This is a genomic window from Polaromonas sp. P1_E12 (assembly GCF_056405975.1).
Map to the genome: position 1 here is coordinate 548,492 of NZ_JBFUBB010000003.1, position 24,200 is coordinate 572,691.

A 24,200-nucleotide genomic window follows, 5' to 3' on the forward strand; every position below is an offset into this window, starting at 1 on the left:
AACACATGAACACTCCCACCCCTATTTCCACCGGCAGCATTCCCGAAATCCTGAGCCACGTCGACGCGGGCGTGATGACCATCACGCTCAACCGTGTGGACAAAAAAAATTCCATCACCTCCGCCATGTATGGCGCCATGGCCGACGCACTGGAGTCGGCCCACCACGATGCAGCCGTGCGTGTGGTGGTGATCCAGGGACATGAAACCATCTTTTCCGCCGGTAACGATATCGGCGATTTCCTGAACAAGCCGCCTTCAACGCCCGATTCGCCGGTCTTCCGTTTCCTGCGCGGCATCAGCAGCTTTCCCAAACCGCTGATAGCCGCTGTGTGCGGCCCCGCGGTCGGCATAGGCACCACGCTGCTGCTGCACTGCGATCTGGTCTACGCCGGAGACAACGCTGCGTTTTCCATGCCCTTCGTCAACCTGGGCCTGTGCCCTGAAGCCGCGTCGAGCTTTCTGGTGCCGCAGCTCATGGGTTACCCACGTGCCGCCGAAGCACTGCTGCTGGGCGAACCTTTCATGGCCGAGACCGCACTGGAGATCGGCCTGATCAACCGCATCGTGCCGCCCGCCGAAGCCAATGCACTGGCTCAGCGGCAGGCGCAAAAGCTGGTCGTCAAACCGCTCAGCGCGCTGATGGAAACCAAGCGCCTCATGAAAAAAGGCAACGCCACCCTCGTGGCAGAGCGTATGGCCGAAGAAGGCGTGAGTTTCGGCCGCATGCTGGGTGAGCCCGCGGCGCGCGAAGCCTTCTCTGCCTTCATGGAGAAGCGCAAGCCGGATTTCAGCGCCGTCTGAGTTTCTCGCTCCTTCCCCCGCTGGGGGAAAGAGAGGGGACTCGCGACTTTTAGATATCGAACCGGATCCCTTGTGCCAAAGGCAGGCTGCTGCCGTAGTTGACCGTGTTGGTCGCGCGGCGCATATAGGCCTTCCACGAATCGGAGCCCGATTCGCGTCCACCGCCGGTTTCTTTCTCACCACCAAAGGCACCACCGATTTCCGCACCGCTGGTGCCGATATTGACATTGGCAATGCCGCAGTCGGAACCGCGCGCTGAGGTGAACTGTTCGGCTTCCCGCAAGTCCTGCGTGAAGACGGCCGACGACAGGCCGTGCGCCACGGCGTTGTTCAGTGCGATGGCTTCGTCAAAATTGTCGTAGGGAACCACATACAAAATCGGCGCGAAGGTCTCGTGCAGCATGGGGCCGGCCTGCTCCTTCAGTTCCACGATGGCGGGGCGCACATAGTGGGCTGATCCGTCGCCCGGTTGGCGCTCGCCGAAATGCACCGTGGCGCCCAGCTTCTTCGCTTCGCCCAGGGCCAACTGCATGACGTCAAATGCGCGGCCATCGATCAAGGGGCCGACCAGCGTGCCGTCTTTGAGCGGGTTGCCGATGGGAAGGCGTTCAAAGACGGCCATCAGGCGTTTGACCAGCTCCGGGTAGATCGAGCGGTGAACGATCAGGCGGCGCAGGCTTGTGCAGCGTTGGCCCGCAGTGCCGGCGGCAGCAAAGGCTGCGCCGCGCACCACCAGCTCCAGATTTGCCGACGGGCAGACGATGGCCGCGTTGTTGCCGCCCAGCTCCAGCAGTGAGCGTTTGAAAAGGCCGGCGCAGGCAATCGCCACGTTCTTGCCCATGGCGGTGGAGCCAGTGGCGCTCACCAGCTTCACATGCGGGTGCTTGACCAGCACCTCGCCGGTGGCGCGCTCGCCGATCAGCAGCTCGCTCAGTCCTTCGGTGGCCAGGCCGAGGTCTTTCGCCGTTTGCAGCAGCAGGCCGTTGAGGGCGATGGCCGACAGCGGTGTTTTCTCTGACGGCTTCCAGGCCAGCGTGTTGCCGCATACCAGCGCGAGCGCGGCGTTCCAGGCAAACACCGCCATCGGGAAGTTGAAGGCCGAGATGATGCCGACCACGCCCACGGGGTGCCAGGTTTCCAGCAGCTTGTGGTCGGGCCGCTCGCTGGCAATCGTGAGGCCGTAGAGCTGGCGCGAAAGGCCCACGGCGAACTCGCAGATGTCGATGACTTCCTGCACCTCGCCCAGGCCTTCCTGCAAAATCTTGCCGGTCTCCAGCGAGATCAGCCGGCCCAGCTCTGCCTTGTGGCGGCGCACGGTTTCGCCAAAAGCGCGCACCAGTTCACCGCGTTTGGGTGCGGGCACATTGCGCCAGGCTATGAAACGCTGGTGTGCGCCGTTCAGTGCGCTGTCGACTTCGTTGGCGCTGTGGATGGCTACGCGCGCCAGGAGGCTGCCATCGATGGGAGTGACCACTTCGATGGCCGCGGACGCCTTGCTGCCGAGGTCGGCGTTGACGCCTAGGGTTTTAAAGAGGGATGAAACGTCGCTGGAGTGACTCATGCGGAAGTCCTTTCGTGGGTTGTCCTGAAATCGGAAGCGGTGTGGGTGGCGAGGCTTTGCAGCCCGCGGCCCAGGCGCTCGGCGCCTTGCTGCAGCGCGGCCTGTGATGGGTTGGCAAAACTCAAACGCAACCAGGGTTGTGCGGCGTTGCTGATGCTGAAGGCGGCGCCTGGTACTACCAGCACTCGATGCCGAAGCCCGAAGTCCACCCAATCTTTTGTCGGCAACAGGGGCAAGTCCCTGCGCAGTCGTGCCCAGACAAACATGCCGCCTTGCGGCGCATCGAATTCGAGCAACCCGCCGGCATGCGCGCGCAAGGCGTTGGCCAGCGTGGCGCCTTTGGCCGCGTAGGCTGTGCGCAGCGAGGCCAGGTGCGACGCGAGGCGGTAGGAGCCCAGCATGGTCGCCAGCGTGAGTTGCTCCAGCGAACCGCTGTGCACGTCGGCCGCCTGCTTGGCCAGTACCACCGCGCGCAGAATGTCCGCCGGTGCGAGCAGCACACCCAGGCGAAGGGCAGGGGCCACCACTTTGGAGTAGCTGGTCATGTAGGCGACCTGCGCGGGCGAGCCGGCCTGCTGGTTGAGTTGTGCGAGCGGAGGTGGCGGCGCCTCGCCAAACCACAACTCACCATACGGGTCGTCTTCCATCAAGGTCACGCCGTATTGCGCGGCCAGTTCGAGCAGGCGCACGCGCCGCGCCAGCGGCATCACGGCGCCGGTCGGGTTGGCAAAGTTGGGCACCACATACAGCACGCGCGGGCGTTCGGCCTGCAGAATGGATTCGAGCCGGTCGATATCCATGCCCCGTGCGTCGGTTGGGACTTCAATCAGCCGCGCGCCCGCAAAACGAAAAGCCTGCAGTGCCGCAGGATAGTTAAACGACTCGACCGCGATGCCTTCGCCCGGTTCGATGAGTACGCGGGCCAGCAAATCGATGGCCTGCTGCGAACCGGTGGTAATGAGCAACTCGCTCGCCTTGGCCGCCAGTCCGCGGTGTGTGAGCAGGGCCGCGCTGGCTTCACGCAGCTCGGGCAGGCCTTCGGTAGCGCCGTACTGCAGGTTGCGGCCTTGCAGTTTGCCGGTCACGTCCTGCAGCGATTCACGCAGCCAGTCGGCAGGCAGCAGGGCCGGATCGGGATGCCCGCCGGCCAGCGAAATCATGCCCTCCTGGCCGGCCAGTGCCAGCATGGCGCGTATCGTTGAGCCGCTGGCCTGCGCGTACAGCGCACGCACAGCGTTCATGCGCGTGCAGCCGTCATGCCGAAAATGCCGGTGGCGTTGCCGGCGTCAAAGGCCAGGTCCAGCCGCGGCGCCTGCACGGGGTCGTTTGCGGCGATGGGTATCAGTGCATCACGTGTGATGAATTCATAGAAGGATCCCGGCACGTCGCGCGTGACGCGGCCCTGCGCGGTGATGAACTCGCGCTGCACCGTGGCCGCACGGAAGGCCGTCTGCCGCACACGCCCGCTGGCCGACACCTCGACCTTGTCCTTGATGGGCCGGCCCAGCGCGCGCTGGCGTTCGGCCACCGCGTCCACGTCACTCACACGGTCGGTGGCATGGTTGAAGGCATTGCCTTCGGTGGCAATCCACGCCATCTCGGCGGATTCGGCCAGCAGCAATTCATAGTCGTCCATGCCAAACACGCCGTGCTGGCGGTCAAAGCATTGCAGCAGCTGTGGCAGCAAGCGCAGTGCCTGTGCCAGGGGCAGCATGCCATCGCGTGTGAGCTGCTCCAGGTCGGCCACGTCCTGCGGGCCCAGTGGATCGCGCGAGGTCGACAGCACGCGTGTCACGGCCGACTGGAAGGGCGTGGAGAACTGCTCGGGGTGCAGTTCAGACACAAAAAACTGCGCGATGTCTTCAGGAAAATCGCGGTGGCTGTAGGCGCGGCCGGTCATCTTCAGGCGCGGCAGCGGGTAGGTGCCCTGCAGTTCAAAACCCAGCGGGCGCAGCACGCGGGTGAAGGCCGCTTCGCCCGCGGGCAGGGCGCCGCTGGCCCAGCGCACGGTACGCAGCGCGCCGTGGTCAAACACCACCTGGCGCTTTTGCGCCACCACGTCGCTGGCGATATAGTCCTGCCCGGCCGGCACACGCTGCACCAGGCCGTGAAACAGCGCCATGTTCAGCGCCTGGGCCAACTCGGCCCGGGTGACGATGCCCGAAGCGGCTTGCTGTAGCGACGGGTGAACGTACATCTGTTCATGGATATTTTTGACGGCTTCGGCTGGCAGGCAGCAGGCGAGGAGCTTCTTAAGATGGGTCATATCAGTCTTGTAATTGGCAGGTGAAAGCCGGATTTTCGGCAGTTTCAGCGCCACACACAAAGGATGTATTTCGATGGAGCCATGAGATATATTCATGCGATGCGCCGAAAAATCCCATCCACCCAGGCCCTGCTGGCCTTTGAAGCGGCGGCCCATCGCGGCAGCTTTACGCTGGCGGCGCAAGACCTCTCGGTGAGCCAGAGCGCGGTCAGCCACCAGATTCTGGGCCTCGAGCAGGATCTGGACGTGAGCCTTTTCCTGCGCCTGCCTCGCCAGCTGGAACTGACGGACGCCGGCCGCTCGTTGCTGGCGCGTGTCAGCCCCGCGCTGGATTCACTCGAGGCCGCCATGCTGGACCTGGTGTCCTCCAAAGGCGAGGGCGGCACGCTGGAGCTGGGCGTGGTGCCCACCTTTGCCACCAAGTGGCTGATCCCGCGCATGCCGTCTTTTTTGAAAGCGCACCCGCATGTGACGCTGAACCTGGCCACGCGCCTGCAGCCTTTTGATTTTTCACTGACGGGGCTGGACGCTGCCATCCATTACGGCCGGCCCGACTGGCCCGGTACCGAGTCTGAATACCTGATGGGTGAAGACAGCGTGGTGGTGTGCAGCCCGGCGCTCATGAAAAAGCGGCAACTGCGCCGCCCCGCCGATGTTCTGAAGTTCACCCTCATCCACCAGAGCACGCGCCCGCATGCCTGGCGCGACTGGTTCCAGCTGGCCGGCATTGACGACGCGCAAGGCGCAGGCACGGGCCCCAAATACGAACTCTTTTCCATGATCGCGCAGGCAGTGAAGGCCGGGCTGGGGCTGGCGGTGCTGCCGCGCTTTCTGGTGGCCGACGACATCGCCGACGGCACGCTGGCTGTGCCCTTTGATCTTTCGCTGAGCTCTGACTTTGCCTACTACCTGGTCTGGCCTTCACAGAAAACCAGTTGGCGGCCGTTGGTGCAGCTGCGCGGCTGGTTGCGCGAGCAGGCGATTTCTTTGCCTTGATCCCGCGTGCCTCAGTCGACGCTTTTTCCTGAGTTCCATAGCTGTACAAGGCCCAGAGCCAGCATGAGCGTCCCCAGTGCCATCCAGATGCCGATAATTCCGCGCGGCCCCATCACTTCGAAGGCCCAGATCTTTGTCCAGGCCCACTTGCCGGTAAAGGGCGGAACGGAAGGCGTGAGCCATTCCACCCAGGCCAGGCAAAACGAAATCGCTGCGATTCCCAGTTTTGCAATGGCGCGCTCTTTGACCGAAAAGCCCGCGCGTTGCTTCTTGGCGAGTTCGTTGTCCATGGGGCTCCTTCTTTTAAGCCTGGCAGAAAAATTGTCGTTGTGTGAGTGTCTCAGGTGCTGTCCGCTGGAGCCAGGCTCTGCGCCGGCCGCCGCAGCGTGCTGTCAAACGGATTGATTTGCGCGCTGATGGCCGTGGCTTCGCGCTTGAGCAGCTCCACCACCGTGGGCAGGCGATCGGGGCTCAGGCGTGACGAGATCGTGCCCACGCTGAGCGCGGCGACGGCGCGGCCTTCGCGGTCCAGCACCGGCACACCGACGCCGGCCATGCCGTCGAGCAGGTTGGTGTTGCGCCCGGCGTAGCCAAGCTCGCGCACGCGCTCAATCTCGGTGCGCAGATACACCTCGTCGTACACACCGAACTCGCGCACACGCGGCAGGTTGTAGCGGATCACTTCTTCACGCTCTGTCTCGGGCAAGAAAGCCAGGATGGCCAGACCGCCCTGGCCCATGCCCAGCGCCACGCGACCGCCGATGTCGCCGGTGAAAGAGCGGATGGGAAACGGGCCTTCGCTGCGGTCCAGGCAGACGGCGTCAAAGCCGCTGCGCACCAGCAAAAAGATGGTGTCACCCAGGCTGGCGCACAGCCGCAGCATTGAAGGCCGGCACAGGCTGCGCAGGTCCATGGTGTTACCTGCCTGCGCGGCCAGTGCAAAAAAATCAATGCTCAGGCGATACAGCTTTGAGCCTGTTTCCTGCTCCACCACACGCTCGGCCACCAGGCTTTGCAGGATGCGGTGCGTGGTGGCCTGCGTGAGACCCGTGGCTTTGGCGATGTGTGTGATGCGCCCACCCTTGGCCTGCGTGGCCGCCAGTGCCCGGATGATGGAAAAGGCGCGCTGCACGCTGCTGGAGCTATTGTCTTCATCTTTCATGGCGTCTCCTTTGGCGGAATCAGTATGGCATTAAGTGTATATAAATTCCATTAAACGGAATAAATCAAATAAAGATATCTCTATACGGAATAACCTATTGACGATTTTTTATAGGATGCCATAGCATGAAGTCATCAGGGTGTCATCGTTTTGCACGTCGTTTGTCTGTGCGGCGCTGGTCATTCCCTTTGTTGCAGAGGTGCTCCCCATGTCTTTTTTGACCCTGGCGAATGTGAACAAGTCTTACGGCGCTACCCGCGCCGTGGCCGACATGAACCTGTCGGTGGAAAAGGGCGAATTCGTCTCGCTGCTCGGTCCTTCGGGCTGCGGCAAGACCACCACCTTGCAGATGATTGCGGGCTTTTGTGAGGTGACGTCGGGTCAGGTCACGCTGGACGGCCGCGACATCACCCACGCCAAGCCCAATTCGCGCGGCCTGGGCATCGTGTTCCAGAGCTATGCGCTCTTCCCCCACATGAGCGTGCACGACAACGTCAGTTTCGGCCTGGAGATGCGCCGCGTGCCCAAGGAAGAGCGCGCTGAGCGCGTGAAGGCCGCGCTGGCGCTGGTGCACCTGGAGGCGCACGCAACCCGCTACCCGCGTGAACTGTCGGGCGGCCAGCGCCAGCGTGTGGCCCTGGCGCGTGCGTTGGTCATCTCGCCGCCCGTGCTGCTGCTGGATGAGCCACTCTCCAACCTGGACGCCAAACTACGCGAGGAAATGCAGTTTGAGCTGCGGCAAATCCAGCGCAAGGTCGGCACCACCACCGTGATGGTCACACACGACCAGACCGAGGCCATGTCCATCAGCGACCGCGTGGTGGTGATGGAAGCCGGCCGTGTCACGCAGATCGACGAACCGCACCGCCTGTATGAACACCCGCAGACACGCTTTATCTCCAGCTTTGTCGGCAAGGCCAATTTGCTCGAAGGCCGCGTAATGGCCACCGGCCCCTGGGCCACCGTGCATGTGGGCGGCAATGTGCCGCTGGAAGTCCAGGCTCCTGGTGTTTCAGAGGGTGATGCCGTGGTGCTAAGCCTGCGCCCCGAAAAAATCCGCCTGGTGCCTGAAGCCCAGGGCCGCATAGGCGGCACGGTGCACGAGCGCTTCTTCCTTGGCAGCCAGTGGCTCTACCAGGTGTCGACGGCAGCCGGCCGCCTCGCAGTGGTCTGCCCCAATGACGGCACGGCGCCCGCCGAAGAAGGCGCCAACGTGGGCCTGGACTGGACCGCCCAGCAGGTGCGCCTGCTGCCAGGCGCGCAAGGGGTGCCGGCATGAACAGCACGGCCGTGGCCGCACCGATGACGTCGGCCCGGGCCAGTGCATCGCGCACGCCGTGGCTGCTGTCGGCGCCGGCCTTCACGCTGTTTGCCTGCCTGTTGCTGGTGCCGCTGGCGCTCACCGCGGTGCTGTCCTTCCAGGTGTTTGACCACGCCATCGGCGTGAAGAACAGTTTCACCCTGGCGCATTACGCCGCCGTGCTGACGGACGACTACTACCACGGCATCTTCTGGCGCACGCTATGGATTTCGGCACTCACCACGCTGATCTGCATCGTTGTCGGCGCGCCCGAAGCCTATGTGCTCAGCCGCATGCGCAGCCCCTGGCGTTCGATTTTGCTGCTGGTGGTGTTGGCGCCGCTGCTGGTGTCGGTGGTGGTGCGGGCGTTTGGGTGGAGCATGCTGCTCGGCCCCGAAGGCGTGGTCAACCAGGCCATGCGCGCCGTGGGCCTGCCGTCGATGCGCATTCTCTATACCGAAGCTGCCGTGGTCATCGCGCTGGTGCACGTGATGCTGCCCTTCATGGTGATCCCGGTGTGGACTTCGCTGCAAAAGCTGGACCCGGGTGTGGAAGACGCGGCGCTGTCGCTGCAGGCTTCGCACTTCACCACCTTGCGCCGCATCATCTTTCCGCAGGTGCTGCCGGGCATCCTGTCTGGCAGCCTGATTGTGTTTGGCCTTTCCGCCAGCGCCTTCGCGATTCCCGGCCTGCTGGGCGGGCGGCGTTTGAAGATGGTGGCGACGGTGGTGTATGACGAATACCTGCACGAACTCAACTGGCCGCTGGGCGCGGCCATTGCGCTCACGCTGCTGCTGGCCAACCTGGCCATCATGCTGAGCTACAACCGCGTGCTCGAGCGTTCGTACAAGAAATCGCTGGGATAAGGAGCGCGCCATGTCCAGGAACGGTCCTCTCGCTCTGCTCTTCAACGCACTCGTCATCACCTTCATGCTGGCGCCTCTGGTCATCGTGTGCGTGGTGGCCTTCACGCCCGGCAACACGCTGGCCATTCCGACCACGGAGTTTTCATTGCGCTGGTTTCGTGCGGTGTTCGCGCATTCGGACTTTGTGCAGTCCTTCAAGAACAGCCTCTGGCTGGCGTCGATATCTGCGACGCTGGCTACGCTGCTGGCTGTACCGGCCGGGCTGGCGATTGCCCGCCATACCTTCCCAGGCCGTGATTTTCTCAATGGCCTGTTTCTTTCGCCGCTGATCATTCCACATCTGGTGTTGGGTGTGGCCTTGCTGCGCACCTTCTCGCTGATCGGCGCGACCGGCAGCTTCTTCTGGCTGGCGCTGGCGCACGTGGTCATCATCACGCCCTATGTGCTGCGGCTGGTGCTGGCTTCGGTTGAAGGCAGCGACCGCAGCGCTGAGCAGGCGGCCCTCTCGCTGGGTGCAAGCCAGGCGACGGTGTTTGTGCGCGTCACGCTGCCGATGATCTTGCCCGGCGTCACCGGCGGCTGGCTGCTGGCTTTCATCAACAGCTTTGATGAGGTCACCATGTCGATCTTTGTCACTGCGCCCTCCACCGTGACCTTGCCGGTGCGGATGTACATGTATGCGACCGAGTCGATAGACCCCTTGATGGCGGCCGTCTCGGCCCTCATGGTGGCGCTCACGGCTGTGGCCATGCTGGTGCTGGACCGCATCTACGGCCTCGACAAGATCCTGGTCGGACACAAATGAAATCAACCATTGAAATTGCCGGGGTGAGCCACAAGCCTGCAGCCCTGCTTCACCGCCTGGCCGAAGGCAACCGCAAACCGGTGAACTTTGTGCTCAATGGGCAGGCCCTGAAGGCCCTGGCCGGCGACACCGTGATGACGGCGGTGCTGACGCAGAGCGCGCAGTTGCGCTTCAGCGAATTCAGCGGCGAGCCGCGTGCCGGTTTTTGCATGATGGGCGCCTGCCAGGACTGCTGGGTTGCCACCGAATCGGGCCGGCGCCTGCGTGCCTGCAGCACCTTCATCGAAGAAGGCATGCGGCTGGTGACTGGCGCGGAGGGACCGGTATGAGCACGCAGGCGGTGATTGTGGGTGCCGGCCCGGCAGGCGTGCGCGCTGCCGAGGCGCTGGTGGCGCACGGCCTGCGTCCCGTGGTGGTGGACGAAGCGCCGCGCTGGGGCGGGCAGATCTACCGCCAGCCGCCCGCGGGTTTCTCGCGGCCCAAAGAGGCTCTTTATGGTTTTGAAGCCGGGCGCGCCGACGCGGTACATGAGGCCATGGCCGGCATCCTGGACAAGGTCGATTACCGCCCCGACACCCTGGTCTGGAGCGCTGAAGGCGGCAAGCTCGACTTGCTTCATCACGGGCTGATGAGCACGCTGCGCTACAGCCACCTCATTGTTGCCACCGGCGCGGCGGACCGTGTCCTGCCTTTTCCAGGCTGGACTTTGCCCGGCGTCTACACGCTGGGCGCCGCGCAGGTGGCCCTGAAATTCCAGGGCTGCGCGATTGGTTCGCGCGTGGTGTTTGCCGGCACGGGGCCGCTGCTGTATTTGATTGCTTACCAGTATGCCAGGGCCGGCGCCAAAGTTGCGGCGGTACTTGATACGGCCAGTTTTGCAGGCAAGGCTGCCGCCGTGCCCGCCATGCTGCGCCAGCCGGCGCTGTTGGCCAAGGGCCTTTATTACCTGGGCTGGTTGCGCATGCATGGCATCGCGGTGCACCAGGGCGTGGAGCTGGTACGCGCCACAGGCGACGAATGCGTGCAGGCTATGCACTGGCGCAAGGCCGGCCGAACGCACGAGATCGCCTGCGACGGCGTGGGTTTTGGCTACGCGCTGCGGCCCGAGACGCAACTGGCCGATTTGCTGGGCTGCCGTTTTCGCTATGACAGCCTGCAGCGCGGCGCATTGCCCGAGCGCGACGCCATGGGCCGCTCCAGCGTGGCAGGTGTTTACCTGGCCGGCGATGGTGCCGGCATCATGGGCGCTGATGCCGCGGAATGGGCTGGCGAGCGTGCCGCGCTGGCGCTGCTCGCGGACACCGGACACAGGATCGATGTGGCACGCGCGGCCTCGCTCGAAAACCAGCTTTCGCGTACGGCGGCCTTCCGGGAAGGACTGGAGCGGGCCTTTCCATTTCCCGCTGGTTGGGCTGCAGCCGCCCCTGATGAACTGGTGGTCTGCCGCTGTGAAGAAATCACCGCGGGCGAGTTGCGCCAGTGCGTGGCCGACACCGGCGCACGCGAGATGAACCGCCTCAAGGCGCTGACGCGGGTGGGCATGGGGCGCTGCCAGGGGCGTACCTGCGGCGTGGCGGCGGCGGAAATCCTTGCGCAGGCCTGCGCTGTACAGCCAGATGGTGTCGGCCGGCTGCGCGGGCAGTCGCCCATCAAGCCGCTGCCATTTTCGGCCATGGCCGTCCAGGCGATGAAGCAGGAGGGCGTGTAATGGAATGCGTCACGGCCGACGTTGCGATTGTGGGCGGCGGCATCATGGGCTCGTCGGCGGCCCTGTTCCTGCGCCGCATGGGTTTGTCGGTCGTGCTGCTCGAGCGTGATCTGTGCGGTTCGCGTTCCAGCGGTGTCAACTACGGCGGCGTGCGCCGCCAGGGCCGGCCGATCAGCCAGCTGCCGCTGTCGCAGCGCGCGCAGGGCTTGTGGGCGCAATTGCCCGAACTGATCGGCATCGACGGCGAATACCTCCCTTCGGGGCACCTCAAGATCGCGCGCAGCGAAGCCGACATGGTCTCGCTCGAAAGCTACCGCGAGCGCACGTTGGGCTTCGACATGGATTTGCAAATGCTCTCCATGCGTGCCTTGCGCGAACGCTGCCCGTGGCTGGGAAGAGCTGCCATAGGTGCGTCGCTGTGCCCCGGTGACGGACAGGCCAACCCGCGTCTCGTGTCGCCGGCCTTTGCACTGGCCGCGCGCAAGCTCGGCGCCGACGTGCGCGAACAGACCCGCGTGGATGAAGTGGCGCGCGACGGAGCGGTGTTTGTACTGCGTTCGGGCGATGCGCTGGAGGTTCGCGCCAAGCACCTGCTCAATTGCGCGGGCGCATGGGCAGGCGCCCTCGCGGCGCAGTTCGGTGAGCCGGTGCCCATGGAGGCCGGTCATCCCGAGATGGTGGTGACCGAGCCTCTACCCGCATTCATGAACCTCAGCCTCGGCGTGGAGGGCGGCGGCGTCTATGCCCGCCAGGTAGCGCGCGGCAACTGCGTCATCGGTGGCGGCCGGGGTTACGCGCTGGACGACCAGCGTGCCCGCGCACAGCGCAGCGGCCTGGCCGGCCTGATGCAGCAAACCGTCGAGCTGCTGCCGGCGCTGAAACACGCGCACATCATCCGCACCTGGAGCGGCACCGAAGGTTACCTGCCCGACCGCCAGCCGGTCATAGGACCGAGCGCCACCACACCGGGCCTGATTCATGCATTCGGATTCGCCGGCGGCGGCTTCCAGCTGGGCCCGGGCGTGGGTGCGGTGCTGGCCGACCTGGTGCAAAGCGGCGAGAGTGCCACGCCTATCGACGCTTTTTCGATTGAACGCTTTTCCGCAAACCCGCGTGCGACAACCGCCGGGCTTGTTTCTTCCACCGTTGTCTAGTCCTCTTCTCCATAGTCCTCCTCGATTTCACTGCCTTCACTTCACCAACGCCACCAGGAGTTTTCCATGAACATCTCCCTACGATTCCTGACCGCCCGCGCTACAGCGGTGTCGCTTGCCGTTGCAGCCGCCGGCCTGGCCGGCGGAAACGCCATGGCCCAGACCAAGACGCTGTACATCGGCATGAACGGCGGCACCATGGAAAAAACCTACACCGAGAACGTCTTCGGTGCATTCGAGAAGGCCAACAACGTCAAGGTCGTGGTCGTGCCCGGCACTTCCTCGGACATCCTGGCCAAGGCGCAGGCCAACAAGGACAACCCGCAGATGCACGTGATGTTCCTGGACGACGGCATCATGTACCGCGCCATCGGCATGGGCCTGTGCGAGAAGATGCAGGCCACCCCTGCGCTTAATGACCTGTTTCCCACGGCACGCTTCAAGGGCGACATGGCCGCCGGCGTCAACATCGGCATGACCGGCATTGCCTACAACAAGAAGATGTTCACCGAAAAAGGCTGGGCTCCGCCCACCTCGTGGATGGACATGGCCAACCCGAAGTACAAGGGCAAGGTGGTGTTCCAGTCGCTGTCGTCGTCGACCTTCGGCCTGCACGGCTTCCTGCTGTTCAACCGCATCCAGGGCGGCAACGACAAGAACGTGGAGCCCGGCTTCAAGGCCTGGCCCACGACCATAGGACCCAATGTGCTCGAGTACATCCCGAGCTCGGCCAAGCTGGCTGAAATGGTGCAGACCGGCGAGGCCGCGATGTTCCCCCTCACGCCCACCGCCGTCGGCGTGCTCAAGGAAAAAGGCCTGCCGGTGGAATATGTGCAGCCCAAGGAAGGCTCGGCCGTGCTGACGGTCGGTGAATGCGTGATTGCGAAGAACAGTGAACCCGCGCTGGCCCACAAGCTTGCCCAGTACCTGCTGTCGCCTGAGGCGCAGGCTGCGGCGCTGGAGTTTGGCGACCAGATCCCGTCCAACCCCAAAACCAAGGCCAGTGGCAAGGCTGCCGCGCTTGTGACCCAGATGAACACCTACATGAAGACGGCGACTACGGTGGACTGGGATGCCATCAACGAGAACCGCCCAGCCTGGAATGCGCGCTGGAACAAGACAGTCGAGCGCTGATCATCCATTGCCAGCGCCTTTCGCAGGCGCATGCAAAAACCCGAAGCAGGCTTCCTGAGTCACTTCGGGTTTTGTACTTTTAGGTCCTCGGGTCAATAGGGATGTGCGCGAGAAGCTACTAAATCTATAGCAATTTAATTGTGCCGGCCGCGCAGCAAACGCAAGCCATTGCCCACCACCAGCAGGCTGGCGCCCATGTCGGCAAACACCGCCATCCACATCGTCGCCGTGCCGAAAACGGCCAGGAGCAGGAAGATGCCTTTGATGCCCAGTGCCAGGCTGATGTTCTGCCACAGGATGGCGTGCGTGCGTTTTGACAGCCGCACCGTTTCGGCCACCCGCTCCAGGTTGTCGTTCATGATCACCACGTCGGCCGCTTCCATGGCCGTGTCGGCGCCGGCGCCGCCCATGGCGAAGCCGATGTCGGCCTGCGCCAGCGCCGGTGCGTCGTTGATGCCATCGCCCGTCATGCCGGTGGCGCCGTAGTGCCGCTGCATTTCGCGAATGGCGTCGAGCTTGGCCTCGGGCAGCAGGTCGCCGCGGGCGTCGTCGATGCCGGCCTGGCTTGCGATGGCGCGCGCCGTGGCGGCGTTGTCACCGGTCAGCATCACGGGCGTGACGCTCAGCGCCTTCAGGTCGGCAATCGCCTGCCGGGACGTTGGCTTGATGGTGTCGGCCACTGCGAACAGGGCCAGCACGCGCGTGCCGTCGGCCAGCAGTGTCACCGTGCGGCCTTGCTGTTCATGCCGGGCGAGTTCAGTTTCCAGCTCCACGCCGCACAAGCCCAGCTCATGGATAAGGCGGTGATTGCCCAACACGAGGCGCTGGCCCTGGGCCGTTCCCTCAACGCCCCGGCCCGGCAGGGCCTTGAAGGCTTGCACGTCGGCGGCTTCGGTGTTCAGGCCCGCTGCAATCGCTTTGGACACCGGATGATCAGATCGTGAGGCCATGCCGGCGGCCAGCTGTGCGGCCACCGCTGCGTCTGCATTGCCCCAGGTACGCCAATCCACCAACTCGGGCTTGCCCTCCGTGATGGTGCCGGTCTTGTCGAGCGCAATGGCTTTGAGCAGGCGCGCCTGCTCGAGGTAGGTGCCGCCCTTGATCAGGATGCCCCGGCGCGCGGCGGCCGAGAGCCCGCTCACCACCGTGACGGGCGTGGAAATCACCAGGGCGCAGGGGCAGGCGATTACCAGCAGCACCAGCGCCTTGTAGATCGACTCCTGCCAGCTCAGGCCCGCCAGCAGCGGCATCAACACGGCGACCGCAACGGCGATGGCGAACACGGCCGGCGTGTAGACGGCGGCAAAGCGGTCGACAAAACGTTGCGTGGGCGCACGGCTGCCCTGGGCTTGCTCGACAGCGTGGATGATGCGTGCCAGCGTGGTGTTGCCGGCCGCCGCCGTGACGCGGATCTCGATCTCACCGGTTTCGTTGACGGTGCCCGCAAAGACGCTGTCGCCGGGCTCCTTGTCGACCGGAATGCTTTCGCCGGTGATGGGCGCCTGGTTGACCGCGCTGCTGCCCTGGGTCACCAGGCCGTCCAGCGGTATGCGCTCGCCGGGGCGTATGCGCACCAGGGCCTGCAGCGGCACGGCGGCCACCGGCGTGTTGGCCCACGCGCCGTCTTCGCCCTGCATCAGGGCCTGTTCTGGCGCCATGTCCAGCAGGCCCTTGATGGCATTGCGCGCGCGGTCCACGGCTTTGGCTTCGATCAGCTCGGCAATGGCATAGAGCGCCATCACCATCGCGGCTTCCGGCCACTGCCCGATCAGGAAAGCGCCGGTGACGGCGACCGACATCAGCGCGTTGATGTTGAGCCTGCCGCGCAGCAGAGCGGCCATGCCCTTTTTATAGGTGTCCAGGCCGGCCAGGCCAATAGCCAGCGCCGCCACCGCCATGCCGGCGATTTTCCAGGCCAGCAGCTCGGGCGCGAAAAATGACACAGCCTCGGCGCCCACGGCCAGCAGCAGCGCCGCGGCCAGGCGGGTGGCGCCGCTGCCAAAGCCGCCGTCATGGCTGTGGTCGTGCGCATGCCCCTCATGGTCATGGCCGCCTGTATGCGTGCTGGCACCCTGGGCAGGCTGAGGGTCAAACCCGGCCTTGCGGATCGCGTCCAGGGCAGTCGCACAGGCTTCTTCGCTGGCGTCTATTCGCAGCGTGCGTGCGCCCAGCTGGAAGCCCAGCGACCGGATACCGGCGATCGGCTCCAGCGCGCGCCGGATGTCAGACTCTTCGGCGCTGCAGTCCATGGTGGCGATGCGGAAAATCCGCCCCGCAGCACCCGTGGCATTGGATACAGGTGCGTGTGTGGCGTGGGCGCCGCCACAGCAGTCGCCGGTAGGGGCATCGAGGCCGGAAACAAGGTTTTTTTCAGATTTCATGGCCTAATTGGAAACCCTGTAGCGGCCTTAGAGTCAAGCTGGCTGCTGAAGTGACCCTACAGCGATGTTGGGACGATGTTCAAGGAGTCGCCATGAAAATCGGAGAACTGGCCAAAACCGCGCAGACCCAGACGGAAACCATTCGTTACTACGAACGTGAGGGTCTGTTGCCCGAAGCGGCGCGCACCGACGCCAATTACCGCATCTATGACGAAAGCCATGTGCAGCGCCTGGCCTTCATACGCCACTGCCGGTCGCTGGACATGACGCTGGCGGAAATTCGCGCGCTGCTGAACTTCAAGGACGCGCCGGCCGGCAGCTGCGACGACGTCAACAGCCTGCTGGACGAGCACATCAGCCACGTCGCCACACGCATCCGCGAACTTAAGGCGCTGGAAAAAGACCTCAAGATTTTGCGTGAGCAGTGCGCCAGCGGCCAGGCCGCGGGCGACTGCGGCATCCTCAGCGGCCTGGAAAAAGCTGCACTGCGGCAAAGCCAGAACCGTACCCCCGCCGGGCGCGGTCATGCGCATATCCACGGCGCGCACCCGCAGGTCGGTGTGCCCGCCAAAGAAGAGGGCCGCCAAAAGCCCGCTACCGGCAAGGCGGCTGCCGAGCGCAAGTGACGAAACGCGGCCCGGTATTTTTACAAAGCACTTGCTTGCTAAAAATACAGGGTTTTGCTAAGGTCCGTCCTTATGGACAAACCTGCCGCGCGTTCGCGACCTGCCGCACGCGCTCATACCTCTTCGAAAACCGCAACCGACAGTGCTGAAAAGCGTCCGCGCGGCCGGCCGCGCAAAACCCTGGACGAACGCGACGACGGCAACCGGCGGGTCGAACTCGTCAATGCGGCCGCCAGGTTGTTCCGGAAAAAAGGCTTTGACGCCACCAGCACGCGCGACATCGCGGCGGCCGTCGGCATGCACAGCGGCTCGCCCTTCTATCACTTCAAAAGCAAGGGCGCGCTGCTCCATGCCGTGATGGAAGAGGGCATGCGCTCGGCGATTCAACGCCAGGCTGCGGCCCTGCAGGCGGCGGGGCTCTCTACCGCTGAGGCGCCAGCGCTGCTGCGCGTGCTGATCCGCAACCACTTTGACGTGCTGCTGGGCCCCGGCAGCGACTTCATCCCTGTGATGCTTTACGAGTCGCGTTCCATCACAGCCCGGCAGCGCAACCTGCTGGCAAAGCTGCAGGGCGACTACGAAGCCGTGTGGGAGCCGGTGCTGGAGGCGCTAGCCACCGCAGGGCAACTCAAGGGGCCGGTGAAGCTGTCGCGCCTTTTGATTTTTGGCGCACTCAACTGGTCGGTGCAGTGGTTTGACGCCAAGAAAGATGCATCGCTGGATGATCTGGCGGATGCGGCCATGGCGCTGTTCATTGGCGAAAAGACTCCGAAATCCCCGGCAAGAAAGGTCCGCGCATGAGCTACCAATCCGTGTTCCAGCCCGGCCTTTTTTCCGGCCAGGTCATTGTTGTCACCGGCGGCGGCTCCGGCATTGGCCGCTGTATCGCGCATGAACTCGCCGCGCTGGGCGCGCATGTGGTGCTGATAGGCAGGAATATCGAGAAACTCCACAGCGTGGCCGGCGAAATCGTGGCGCAGGGCGGTCGCGTGAGTTTTCACCCCTGCGACATCCGCCAGGAAGAGGCCGTCAAGACCACCATCACCGCCATCGTGGTGGCGCAGGGCCGTATCGATGGGCTCGTCAACAACGCGGGTGGCCAGTACATCACGCCGCTGGAATCCATCAGCGCCAAGGGCTGGGAGGCTGTGATCAACACCAACCTGACAGGCGGATTTTTGATGGCGCGGGAATGCTATTTGCAGGCAATGCAAGGCAAAGGGGGCAGCATCGTCAACATCGTGGCCGACATGTGGGGTTCCATGCCCAGCATGGGCCACAGCGGCGCGGCGCGCGCCGGCATGGTGAGCTTCACCGAAACCGCGGCGGCCGAATGGGCCCATAGCGGCGTGCGGGTGAACGCGGTGGCACCCGGCTACATCGCCTCCAGCGGCATGGACCACTACCCGCCCGAGGCCGGCCCCATGCTGCGCGAGATGCGCCACACGGTGCCACTGGGCCGCTTCGGCACCGAAAGCGAAACCTCGGCGGCCGTCGTCTTCCTGCTCAGCAAGGCCGCCAACTTCGTCAGTGGCAGCACCTTGCGCGTCGACGGCGCCAGGCCCCAGATGCGCATGGGCTGGCCCATGCGGCGGCCCGATGCTGAAGCGCTGCAGCGTGAGGCGATCACGCCCTTCGACGGCTTTCACCTGGCAGAAACCCCCAAGGTCTTCCAGTCATGACGCTGTTCCAGTCTGCGTGGAATGCGCAATCGCCACAAGCCTCGCAGTGGCGTGAGGCGATGCTGTCGCGCATCGCCGCACTGCGCGCACTGGAAGAGCGCAGCGCCGCCGCCTCCGCCAAATCACGGCCCGCCTTTGAAAAGCGCGGCCAGTTGCTGCCGCGTGAGCGTGTGGCTTTGCTGCTGGATGCGGGGGCGCCCTGGCTGGGCCTGTGTTCCCTCGCGGGTTACCTGCAGGACAACAAGGACGCGGCCCAGTCGGTGCCGGGCGGCGGCGTGGTGGCCGGCATCGGCTTTGTGAGCGGTGTGCGCTGCATGGTGGTGGCCAGTGACTCGGGCATAGAAGCCGGCGCCGTCCAGGCCATGGGGCTGGAAAAGATCCTGCGCGTGCAGGAGATCGCGCTGCAAAACAAGCTGCCCTTTATCCACCTGGTGGAAAGCGCGGGCGCCAACCTCATGCGCTACCGGGTCGAAGGCTTTGTGCACGGCGGTAGCCTCTTTCGCAACCTGGCGCGCCTGTCGGCGGCGGGCATTCCCGTGATCACCGTGCAGCACGGTTCGGGCACGGCGGGGGGCGCCTACATGCCGGGCCTGAGCGACGTGGTCATCATGGTGCGCAAGCGTTCCCGCGCTTTCCTTGCCGGCCCGCCGCTGCTGATGGCCGCCACCGGCGAGGTGGCGACCGAAGAAGAACTGGGTGGCGCTGAAATGCACACCGGCGTGTCAGGCCTGGGCGAACAACTGGCCGACGACGATCGCCACGCGCTGGGACTGGCCAGAGAAGTTGTGGCCCGGACTTCATGGTCAAATCGGGCTGAAACCAAAGCAGAACGAGCGCAGGCAGCTACCAATTTAATAGCAAACAAGGATTCCCCTTGCGAACCTGTTTACCCGCCTGACGAGCTGCTGGGCCTGCTCCCCAGCGACCTGCGCCAGCCGCTGGACATGCACGAGGTAATCGCCCGGCTGGTGGACGGTTCCGATTTTCTGCCTTTCAAAGCGCTCTACGGTGCGGCCACGGTGTGCGTGCAGGCATCGATTGACGGCCGTGCCGTCGGCATCATCAGCAACAACGGCCCGATTGATGTGGCCGGCGCCAACAAGGCCACGCACTTCATCCAGCTGATGTGCCAGCTGGGCCACCCCATCGTCTATTTGCAAAACACCACCGGCTATATGGTGGGCAAGGAGAGCGAGCAGGCCGGCATGATCAAGCACGGCTCCAAGATGATCCAGGCGGTGACCAATGCCACGGTGCCGCAAATCACCATCCAGTGCGGCGCTTCATTTGGCGCGGGCAACTACGGCATGTGCGGCCGCGGCTACGCGCCGCGCTTTCTCTTCACCTGGCCCGGTGCCAAAACGGCGGTGATGGGCGGCGAACAGGCCGCGCGCACCATGCAGATCGTGGGTGAGGCGGCCCTGGCACGCAAGGGCCTTGTACCGGACCCGGCCCAGTCGCAAGCCCAGTACGACAAGATCGTCGCCATGTTCGAGGCGCAGGCCGATGTGTTCTGCACCTCGGGCCTGATGCTGGACGACGGTGTCATCGACCCGCGCGACACACGCGCGGTGCTGGCGCAGTGCCTGGCAATGTGCGCCGAGGCCGATGCGCGGCAGCTCAGGCCCATGCAGTTTGGCGTGGCGCGCATGTAGCACTTCAGTCAAAAAAGAACCGGAGACAAAAATGCAGTACACCCACGAACACCTCGAAATCCAGAAAACTCTCAAGCGTTTCATTGATGCCGAGATCAACCCGCACGTCGATGAATGGGAAGCCGCCGAAATATTCCCGGCGCATGAAGTGTTCAAGAAGCTCGGCAACCTGGGCATGCTGGGCCTGACCAAATCTGAGGAATACGGTGGCTCGGGCCTGGACTACTCCTACGCCATGGCCATGGCCGAAGCGTTGGGCCATATCGATTGCGGCGGCGTCCCCATGTCCATCGGCGTGCAGACCGACATGTGCACGCCGGCCCTGGCGCGCTTCGGCAGCGACGAGCTCAAGCGTGAATTCCTCGCTCCAGCGATTGCCGGCGATGCCGTGGGCTGCGTCGGTGTGAGCGAGCCAGGTGCCGGCAGCGACGTTGCCTCCATCAAAAGCCAAGCCCGCAAGGACGGCGGCGACTACATCATCAGCGGCCAGAAGATGTGGATCACCAACAGCCTGCAGGCCGACTGGATGTGCATGCTGGTCAACACCGGTGAGGGCCCTGTGCACAAAAACAAGAGCCTGGTCATGGTGCCCATGCGCGACAAGGGCAAGCTGCGTAAAGGCATTGAAGCGGCCAAGAAGATCAAAAAAATCGGCATGAACTCATCCGACACCGGCCTGATCTACTTTGACGAAGTGCGTGTGCCGCAGCGTTACCTGATCGGCAGCGAAGGCTCGGGCTTTGTCTACCAGATGATGCAGTTCCAGGAAGAGCGCCTGTGGTGTGCGGCCAGTTGCATCCAGTCGCTGTCCAACTGCATTGAATGGACGGTCGAGTGGGCGCACGAGCGCAAGCTTTTCGGCGCCACGCTGGCTGACCAGCAATGGGTGCAGTTCAAGCTCGCCGAGATAAAGACCGAAGTCGAGAGCCTGCGCGCCATGACGTATCGCGCCTGCGAGCTCTATGTGCAGGGCCAGGATGTGACCGAGCTGGCCTCCATGGCCAAGCTCAAGGCCGGGCGGCTCAACCGCCTGGTGCCCGACACCTGCCTGCAGTTCTGGGGCGGCATGGGCTACACCTGGGAGAACAAGGTAGCGCGCATGTTCCGCGACGGTCGCCTGGCCTCCATAGGCGGCGGGGCCGACGAAGTCATGATGGGGATTATCGCCAAAATGATGGGCGTGGCCAAGCCCGGCAAGAAGGGTGGCTGAGTTCATGGCCATGCCTGGCGTACGGAGCGGGGCGCCTGCATGAAGAGCATCCGCCGCCTGCTGGTGACCAATCGTGGGGAGATTGCTCGCCGCATCATGCGCACCGCGAGAACCATGGGCATGCAGACGGTGGCGGTGTATTCAGACGCCGATACCGGTGCGCTGCATGTGCAGGAGGCGGATATCGCCCATGCGCTGGGAGGTGTCAGTTCCGCCGACTCCTATCTGCGCATCGACAAACTGGTTGCTGCGGCCGAGGCCAGCGGCGCCGATGCGGTGCATCCGGGTTACGGCTTCCTCAGCGAGAACGCCGCCTTTGCCGACGCGGTGATTGCGGCGGGGCTGACCTGGGTGGGGCCGCCGCCGGCTGCGATCCGGCAGCTTGGCAGCAAGTCGGCTGCCAAGCAACTCGCCGCGGCGCAAGGCGTACCCTGCCTGCCGGGCTACCAGGGTCATGACCAGTCCGACGCGCGCTTTGAAGCCGAAGCCGCGCGCATCGGTTACCCGCTGATGGTCAAGGCCGTGGCGGGCGGCGGCGGGCGCGGCATGCGGCTGGTGCGGGATGCCGCACACCTTTCGGCCGCGCTGCAAAGCGCCCGCTCTGAAGCGCTCTCGGCCTTTGGCAGCGGGGAGCTGCTGATGGAGCGGGCTTTGTTGAATCCGCGCCATGTCGAGGTGCAGGTGTTTGCCGACGCCCACGGCCATTGCATTCATCTGGGCGAGCGCGACTGCTCGGTGCAACGCCGTCACCAGAAGATCATTGAAGAAACGCCCAGCCCCGCGTTGGATGCGGCGCTGCGTGCGCGGATGTGTGGCGCGGCCGTCAAGCTGGCGCAAGCGGCGGGTTATGTAGGTGCGGGGACGGTGGAGTTTCTGGTTGATGGGCCTGACTTGAGCGCCGCCGGGCCGCGGCCTGCAGGGCCTCGTGCAGCACACGAAGTGGCAAGCGTGGGGGCTAGTTTCTTTCTGATGGAAATGAATACGCGCCTGCAAGTGGAGCACCCAGTCACCGAAGCCGTCACAGGCCTTGATCTCGTCGAATGGCAGCTGCGCGTAGCGCAAGGCGAGCCGCTGCCTCTTGCACAGGATCAGGTGGTGTTTAGCGGTCATGCGATTGAGGTGCGCCTGTGTACCGAAGACGAGAATTTCACGCCGCACACAGGCACGGTCCGGCGCTTTCGCGAACCCGGCGAAGCTCGCTTTGACCACGCGCTGTTTGAAGGCCAGGTGGTGTCACCGCACTACGACTCCATGCTGGGCAAGCTGATGGTGCATGCCGCGACACGTGAGCAAGCCATAGACCGGCTGGTGGCGGTGCTGGGCCGTACAGAAGTGCTGGGCCTGCCCACCAACCGGCAGTTTTTGTCGGCTTGTCTTGCTCATCCGGTGTTCCGCGCCGGGCATGCGCTGATTCCTTTTCTGGCGGAGCAGGGCGATACGATACGCGGAGCGCTACAAAAAGAGGAGCTGCTTGCGCTTGTGCCGTATGGTCTGGCGGCCATTTTCTATCAAAGTATTGATTCAAACAGTGCCGCAAACAGCCTGCCGTGCCCGTTTCCCAGGCCGGTCCGGCTGCGCCACCGTGGGCAGCTGCTGGATCTGCGCATACGTGAGCTGGGCGGGGGCGCGCTGGAAATTGAAACGGGCGGCGAGGTGTTGCAGGCGGTGATCACACAGGGACCCGATGGCGCTCTGACGGTAGGCACAGGCCAGACCGGGCAGCGCATATCGGCGGTTCGCCTGAAGGAGTCTGCCGGGCAACCCGGCGCACGCTGGCATGTGCAGACGGGCTCTGTGGACCTGTTTCTGGAAGATGCCACGTTGGAACCGGCGGCATCCGGCGGTGTTGCAGCCGCGCGGGAGTTGCGGGCGCCCTTCAACGGCAAGGTGATTGCTGTCCATGCGGCGCCCGGCCAAGCCGTGAAGCGCGGTGACACGCTGCTGGTGATTGAGTCCATGAAGCTGGAGCACGCGGTCAATGCCCCGCACGATGCCGTGCTGGCGGCTGTGATGGCAGAGGTGGGTCAGCAAACAAGTACCGGGCAGGTGTTGCTGAGATTCGATGAGGCCAAGGCATGAGAACCCGGAAAATCAGGAAAGATTTCGCTGCACGACAATTGACGCCATGACCAAAACACAGCCCACCCCCACCGGCGCGATTGAGTTCGAGCCGGAATTTGTCGCCAGCCTCAAAGAGCTGTTCGAGGAAAAAATCGTTTTCAACAAACTGCTGGGGCTGAAGATCACCTCGGTGACGGCGGAGCGGGTCACCGCCCGCATCGACATGCGCAACGAGCTGATCGGCCACTACGCCCACAACCGCATCCACGGCGGCGTGATCAGCGCCGGTCTGGACGCCATGGGCGGACTCGCCGTGATGGCGGCCATAGGCGCGCGCCACATGGACGAATCGCCGATGCAGCGGCTGCACCGCTTTGCCAAGCTGGGCACCATCGATCTGCGGGTGGATTATTTGCGGCCTGGCATCAGTGAGTTTTTTGAGTTGCGGGCTGAGGTGATGCGGCTGGGGTCGCGGGTGGCGAGTACGCGGATGGAGTTTTTGGGGGCTGACGGGAAGTTGTTTTCTACTGGGGCTGGGGCTTATATCGTTTCTTAAGTTTTCTTGGCCGGCTCTTGCTCCGGCCTTAGCGCTCTTTGCTGAGGGTTGCTGGCCGGGGGTTGCCCGGCATGCAACTAACTTGTCTGTGCTTCGCCCAAGAAAAGTAAGCAAAAGAATGGCGACCCTGGTTCCTGCGTCCCTCCGCTTCGCTACCGGCAACCTGCGGTGCTCGATCCAGCCGGGGTCAAAAACAACTCGCCGTCGGCTCAAACAAGTTTTTGCCCTGCTCCGTCTGGCCCCGCGCTCCTCGGCGCATCCACAAGGGGTGGGG

The 24,200-nt window shown here is 64.2% G+C and carries 22 protein-coding genes; 16 read left to right on the forward strand and 6 right to left on the reverse strand.

The genetic code is table 11. The features are described from left to right. Window positions 1-5 precede the first annotated feature (5 nt). Window positions 6-803: an enoyl-CoA hydratase gene (locus AC1D13_RS12435; RefSeq protein ID WP_477689638.1), complete on the forward strand. Its 798-nt coding sequence runs from the start codon at window positions 6-8 to the stop codon at window positions 801-803. A gap of 49 nt (window positions 804-852) precedes the next feature. Here the strand turns inward: AC1D13_RS12435 and amaB are convergent, their stop codons facing one another. The 3 genes from amaB to AC1D13_RS12450 are packed head-to-tail and all read right to left on the reverse strand — an operon-like array spanning window position 853 to window position 4,630. Then, on the reverse strand, window positions 853-2,364 hold the full coding sequence (gene amaB, locus AC1D13_RS12440) for an L-piperidine-6-carboxylate dehydrogenase (protein ID WP_477689639.1): 1,512 nt from the start codon (window positions 2,362-2,364) through the stop codon (window positions 853-855). Next, window positions 2,361-3,605 (reverse strand): aminotransferase-like domain-containing protein, encoded by a 1,245-nt coding sequence (locus AC1D13_RS12445; RefSeq protein WP_477689640.1) that lies wholly within the window; start codon window positions 3,603-3,605, stop codon window positions 2,361-2,363. Before AC1D13_RS12445 ends, amaB begins: the two co-directional genes overlap by 4 nt. After that, window positions 3,602-4,630 (reverse strand): 2-oxoadipate dioxygenase/decarboxylase family protein, encoded by a 1,029-nt coding sequence (locus AC1D13_RS12450; protein ID WP_477689641.1) that lies wholly within the window; start codon window positions 4,628-4,630, stop codon window positions 3,602-3,604. Before AC1D13_RS12450 ends, AC1D13_RS12445 begins: the two co-directional genes overlap by 4 nt. An 81-nt stretch (window positions 4,631-4,711) precedes the next feature. Here AC1D13_RS12450 and AC1D13_RS12455 point away from each other — a divergent pair, with 81 nt between their 5' ends. Then, window positions 4,712-5,626: a LysR family transcriptional regulator gene (locus AC1D13_RS12455; RefSeq protein ID WP_457281166.1), complete on the forward strand. Its 915-nt coding sequence runs from the start codon at window positions 4,712-4,714 to the stop codon at window positions 5,624-5,626. A gap of 11 nt (window positions 5,627-5,637) precedes the next feature. Here the strand turns inward: AC1D13_RS12455 and AC1D13_RS12460 are convergent, their stop codons facing one another. Both AC1D13_RS12460 and AC1D13_RS12465 read right to left on the reverse strand, forming a co-directional pair. Then, the gene (locus AC1D13_RS12460; RefSeq protein WP_477689642.1) at window positions 5,638-5,916 is read right to left on the reverse strand and encodes a hypothetical protein; all 279 of its coding nucleotides are present in this window, start codon (window positions 5,914-5,916) and stop codon (window positions 5,638-5,640) included. 50 nt (window positions 5,917-5,966) lie between these two features. Beyond that, window positions 5,967-6,788, reverse strand: a complete 822-nt coding sequence (locus AC1D13_RS12465; protein WP_457281164.1) for an IclR family transcriptional regulator — start codon at window positions 6,786-6,788, stop codon at window positions 5,967-5,969. A 208-nt stretch (window positions 6,789-6,996) separates the two neighbouring features. Here AC1D13_RS12465 and AC1D13_RS12470 point away from each other — a divergent pair, with 208 nt between their 5' ends. The 7 genes from AC1D13_RS12470 to AC1D13_RS12500 all read left to right on the forward strand — a co-directional run bounded on the left by AC1D13_RS12470 (window position 6,997) and on the right by AC1D13_RS12500 (window position 13,755). Further along, window positions 6,997-8,067 (forward strand): ABC transporter ATP-binding protein, encoded by a 1,071-nt coding sequence (locus AC1D13_RS12470; RefSeq protein ID WP_477689643.1) that lies wholly within the window; start codon window positions 6,997-6,999, stop codon window positions 8,065-8,067. After that, window positions 8,064-8,954, forward strand: a complete 891-nt coding sequence (locus AC1D13_RS12475) for an ABC transporter permease (protein WP_477689644.1) — start codon at window positions 8,064-8,066, stop codon at window positions 8,952-8,954. Before AC1D13_RS12470 ends, AC1D13_RS12475 begins: the two co-directional genes overlap by 4 nt. Before the next feature lie 10 nt (window positions 8,955-8,964). Continuing rightward, on the forward strand, window positions 8,965-9,759 hold the full coding sequence (locus AC1D13_RS12480; protein ID WP_457281162.1) for an ABC transporter permease: 795 nt from the start codon (window positions 8,965-8,967) through the stop codon (window positions 9,757-9,759). Beyond that, the gene (locus tag AC1D13_RS12485) at window positions 9,756-10,088 is read left to right on the forward strand and encodes a (2Fe-2S)-binding protein (RefSeq protein ID WP_457281161.1); all 333 of its coding nucleotides are present in this window, start codon (window positions 9,756-9,758) and stop codon (window positions 10,086-10,088) included. The genes AC1D13_RS12480 and AC1D13_RS12485 overlap by 4 nt, the downstream gene beginning before the upstream one ends. Continuing rightward, on the forward strand, window positions 10,085-11,467 hold the full coding sequence (locus AC1D13_RS12490) for an FAD/NAD(P)-dependent oxidoreductase (protein WP_477689645.1): 1,383 nt from the start codon (window positions 10,085-10,087) through the stop codon (window positions 11,465-11,467). Before AC1D13_RS12485 ends, AC1D13_RS12490 begins: the two co-directional genes overlap by 4 nt. Continuing rightward, window positions 11,467-12,621, forward strand: a complete 1,155-nt coding sequence (locus tag AC1D13_RS12495; RefSeq protein ID WP_457281159.1) for an NAD(P)/FAD-dependent oxidoreductase — start codon at window positions 11,467-11,469, stop codon at window positions 12,619-12,621. Before AC1D13_RS12490 ends, AC1D13_RS12495 begins: the two co-directional genes overlap by 1 nt. A 66-nt stretch (window positions 12,622-12,687) precedes the next feature. Then, window positions 12,688-13,755 (forward strand): ABC transporter substrate-binding protein, encoded by a 1,068-nt coding sequence (locus AC1D13_RS12500; protein WP_457281158.1) that lies wholly within the window; start codon window positions 12,688-12,690, stop codon window positions 13,753-13,755. A gap of 134 nt (window positions 13,756-13,889) precedes the next feature. Here the strand turns inward: AC1D13_RS12500 and AC1D13_RS12505 are convergent, their stop codons facing one another. After that, entirely contained in the window at window positions 13,890-16,136 is a 2,247-nt protein-coding gene (locus AC1D13_RS12505) for a heavy metal translocating P-type ATPase (RefSeq protein WP_477689646.1), read from the reverse strand. A gap of 92 nt (window positions 16,137-16,228) precedes the next feature. Here AC1D13_RS12505 and cadR point away from each other — a divergent pair, with 92 nt between their 5' ends. The 7 genes from cadR (at window position 16,229) to AC1D13_RS12540 (ending at window position 23,926) form a co-directional block, all read left to right on the forward strand. Next, entirely contained in the window at window positions 16,229-16,762 is a 534-nt protein-coding gene (cadR, locus tag AC1D13_RS12510; RefSeq protein WP_477689647.1) for a Cd(II)/Pb(II)-responsive transcriptional regulator, read from the forward strand. 72 nt (window positions 16,763-16,834) lie between these two features. Next, complete coding sequence (locus AC1D13_RS12515) at window positions 16,835-17,563, forward strand: TetR/AcrR family transcriptional regulator (protein ID WP_477689648.1); 729 nt, start codon at window positions 16,835-16,837, stop codon at window positions 17,561-17,563. Beyond that, the gene (locus AC1D13_RS12520) at window positions 17,560-18,444 is read left to right on the forward strand and encodes an SDR family oxidoreductase (protein WP_477689649.1); all 885 of its coding nucleotides are present in this window, start codon (window positions 17,560-17,562) and stop codon (window positions 18,442-18,444) included. The genes AC1D13_RS12515 and AC1D13_RS12520 overlap by 4 nt, the downstream gene beginning before the upstream one ends. Beyond that, the gene (locus tag AC1D13_RS12525) at window positions 18,441-20,099 is read left to right on the forward strand and encodes an acyl-CoA carboxylase subunit beta (RefSeq protein ID WP_477689650.1); all 1,659 of its coding nucleotides are present in this window, start codon (window positions 18,441-18,443) and stop codon (window positions 20,097-20,099) included. The genes AC1D13_RS12520 and AC1D13_RS12525 overlap by 4 nt, the downstream gene beginning before the upstream one ends. A 31-nt stretch (window positions 20,100-20,130) precedes the next feature. Beyond that, a complete protein-coding gene (locus tag AC1D13_RS12530; protein WP_477689651.1) occupies window positions 20,131-21,309 on the forward strand; it encodes an acyl-CoA dehydrogenase family protein in 1,179 nt (392 codons plus the stop codon). Window positions 21,310-21,357: 48 nt separating this feature from the next. Then, window positions 21,358-23,388 carry an acetyl/propionyl/methylcrotonyl-CoA carboxylase subunit alpha gene (locus AC1D13_RS12535; protein WP_477689658.1) on the forward strand — a complete coding sequence of 677 codons (2,031 nt, stop codon included), beginning with the start codon at window positions 21,358-21,360 and terminating at the stop codon, window positions 23,386-23,388. Between the two features lie 46 nt (window positions 23,389-23,434). Next, a complete protein-coding gene (locus AC1D13_RS12540; protein ID WP_477689652.1) occupies window positions 23,435-23,926 on the forward strand; it encodes a thioesterase family protein in 492 nt (163 codons plus the stop codon). Window positions 23,927-24,200 lie beyond the last annotated feature (274 nt).

What these genes read in the sequence shown, in the direction of transcription:
- AC1D13_RS12525 (WP_477689650.1), top strand. Translation starts at nt 18,441, where the DNA reads ATGACGCTGTTCCAGTCTGCGTGGAATGCGCAATCGCCACAAGCCTCG.
- AC1D13_RS12460 (WP_477689642.1), bottom strand. Translation starts at nt 5,916, where the DNA reads ATGGACAACGAACTCGCCAAGAAGCAACGCGCGGGCTTTTCGGTCAAA.
- amaB (WP_477689639.1), bottom strand. Translation starts at nt 2,364, where the DNA reads ATGAGTCACTCCAGCGACGTTTCATCCCTCTTTAAAACCCTAGGCGTC.
- AC1D13_RS12495 (WP_457281159.1), top strand. Translation starts at nt 11,467, where the DNA reads ATGGAATGCGTCACGGCCGACGTTGCGATTGTGGGCGGCGGCATCATG.
- AC1D13_RS12490 (WP_477689645.1), top strand. Translation starts at nt 10,085, where the DNA reads ATGAGCACGCAGGCGGTGATTGTGGGTGCCGGCCCGGCAGGCGTGCGC.
- AC1D13_RS12530 (WP_477689651.1), top strand. Translation starts at nt 20,131, where the DNA reads ATGCAGTACACCCACGAACACCTCGAAATCCAGAAAACTCTCAAGCGT.
- AC1D13_RS12445 (WP_477689640.1), bottom strand. Translation starts at nt 3,605, where the DNA reads ATGAACGCTGTGCGTGCGCTGTACGCGCAGGCCAGCGGCTCAACGATA.
- AC1D13_RS12520 (WP_477689649.1), top strand. Translation starts at nt 17,560, where the DNA reads ATGAGCTACCAATCCGTGTTCCAGCCCGGCCTTTTTTCCGGCCAGGTC.
- AC1D13_RS12465 (WP_457281164.1), bottom strand. Translation starts at nt 6,788, where the DNA reads ATGAAAGATGAAGACAATAGCTCCAGCAGCGTGCAGCGCGCCTTTTCC.
- AC1D13_RS12480 (WP_457281162.1), top strand. Translation starts at nt 8,965, where the DNA reads ATGTCCAGGAACGGTCCTCTCGCTCTGCTCTTCAACGCACTCGTCATC.
- AC1D13_RS12500 (WP_457281158.1), top strand. Translation starts at nt 12,688, where the DNA reads ATGAACATCTCCCTACGATTCCTGACCGCCCGCGCTACAGCGGTGTCG.
- AC1D13_RS12455 (WP_457281166.1), top strand. Translation starts at nt 4,712, where the DNA reads ATGAGATATATTCATGCGATGCGCCGAAAAATCCCATCCACCCAGGCC.
- AC1D13_RS12515 (WP_477689648.1), top strand. Translation starts at nt 16,835, where the DNA reads ATGGACAAACCTGCCGCGCGTTCGCGACCTGCCGCACGCGCTCATACC.
- AC1D13_RS12485 (WP_457281161.1), top strand. Translation starts at nt 9,756, where the DNA reads ATGAAATCAACCATTGAAATTGCCGGGGTGAGCCACAAGCCTGCAGCC.
- AC1D13_RS12540 (WP_477689652.1), top strand. Translation starts at nt 23,435, where the DNA reads ATGACCAAAACACAGCCCACCCCCACCGGCGCGATTGAGTTCGAGCCG.
- AC1D13_RS12450 (WP_477689641.1), bottom strand. Translation starts at nt 4,630, where the DNA reads ATGACCCATCTTAAGAAGCTCCTCGCCTGCTGCCTGCCAGCCGAAGCC.
- AC1D13_RS12505 (WP_477689646.1), bottom strand. Translation starts at nt 16,136, where the DNA reads ATGAAATCTGAAAAAAACCTTGTTTCCGGCCTCGATGCCCCTACCGGC.
- AC1D13_RS12470 (WP_477689643.1), top strand. Translation starts at nt 6,997, where the DNA reads ATGTCTTTTTTGACCCTGGCGAATGTGAACAAGTCTTACGGCGCTACC.
- AC1D13_RS12475 (WP_477689644.1), top strand. Translation starts at nt 8,064, where the DNA reads ATGAACAGCACGGCCGTGGCCGCACCGATGACGTCGGCCCGGGCCAGT.
- AC1D13_RS12435 (WP_477689638.1), top strand. Translation starts at nt 6, where the DNA reads ATGAACACTCCCACCCCTATTTCCACCGGCAGCATTCCCGAAATCCTG.
- cadR (WP_477689647.1), top strand. Translation starts at nt 16,229, where the DNA reads ATGAAAATCGGAGAACTGGCCAAAACCGCGCAGACCCAGACGGAAACC.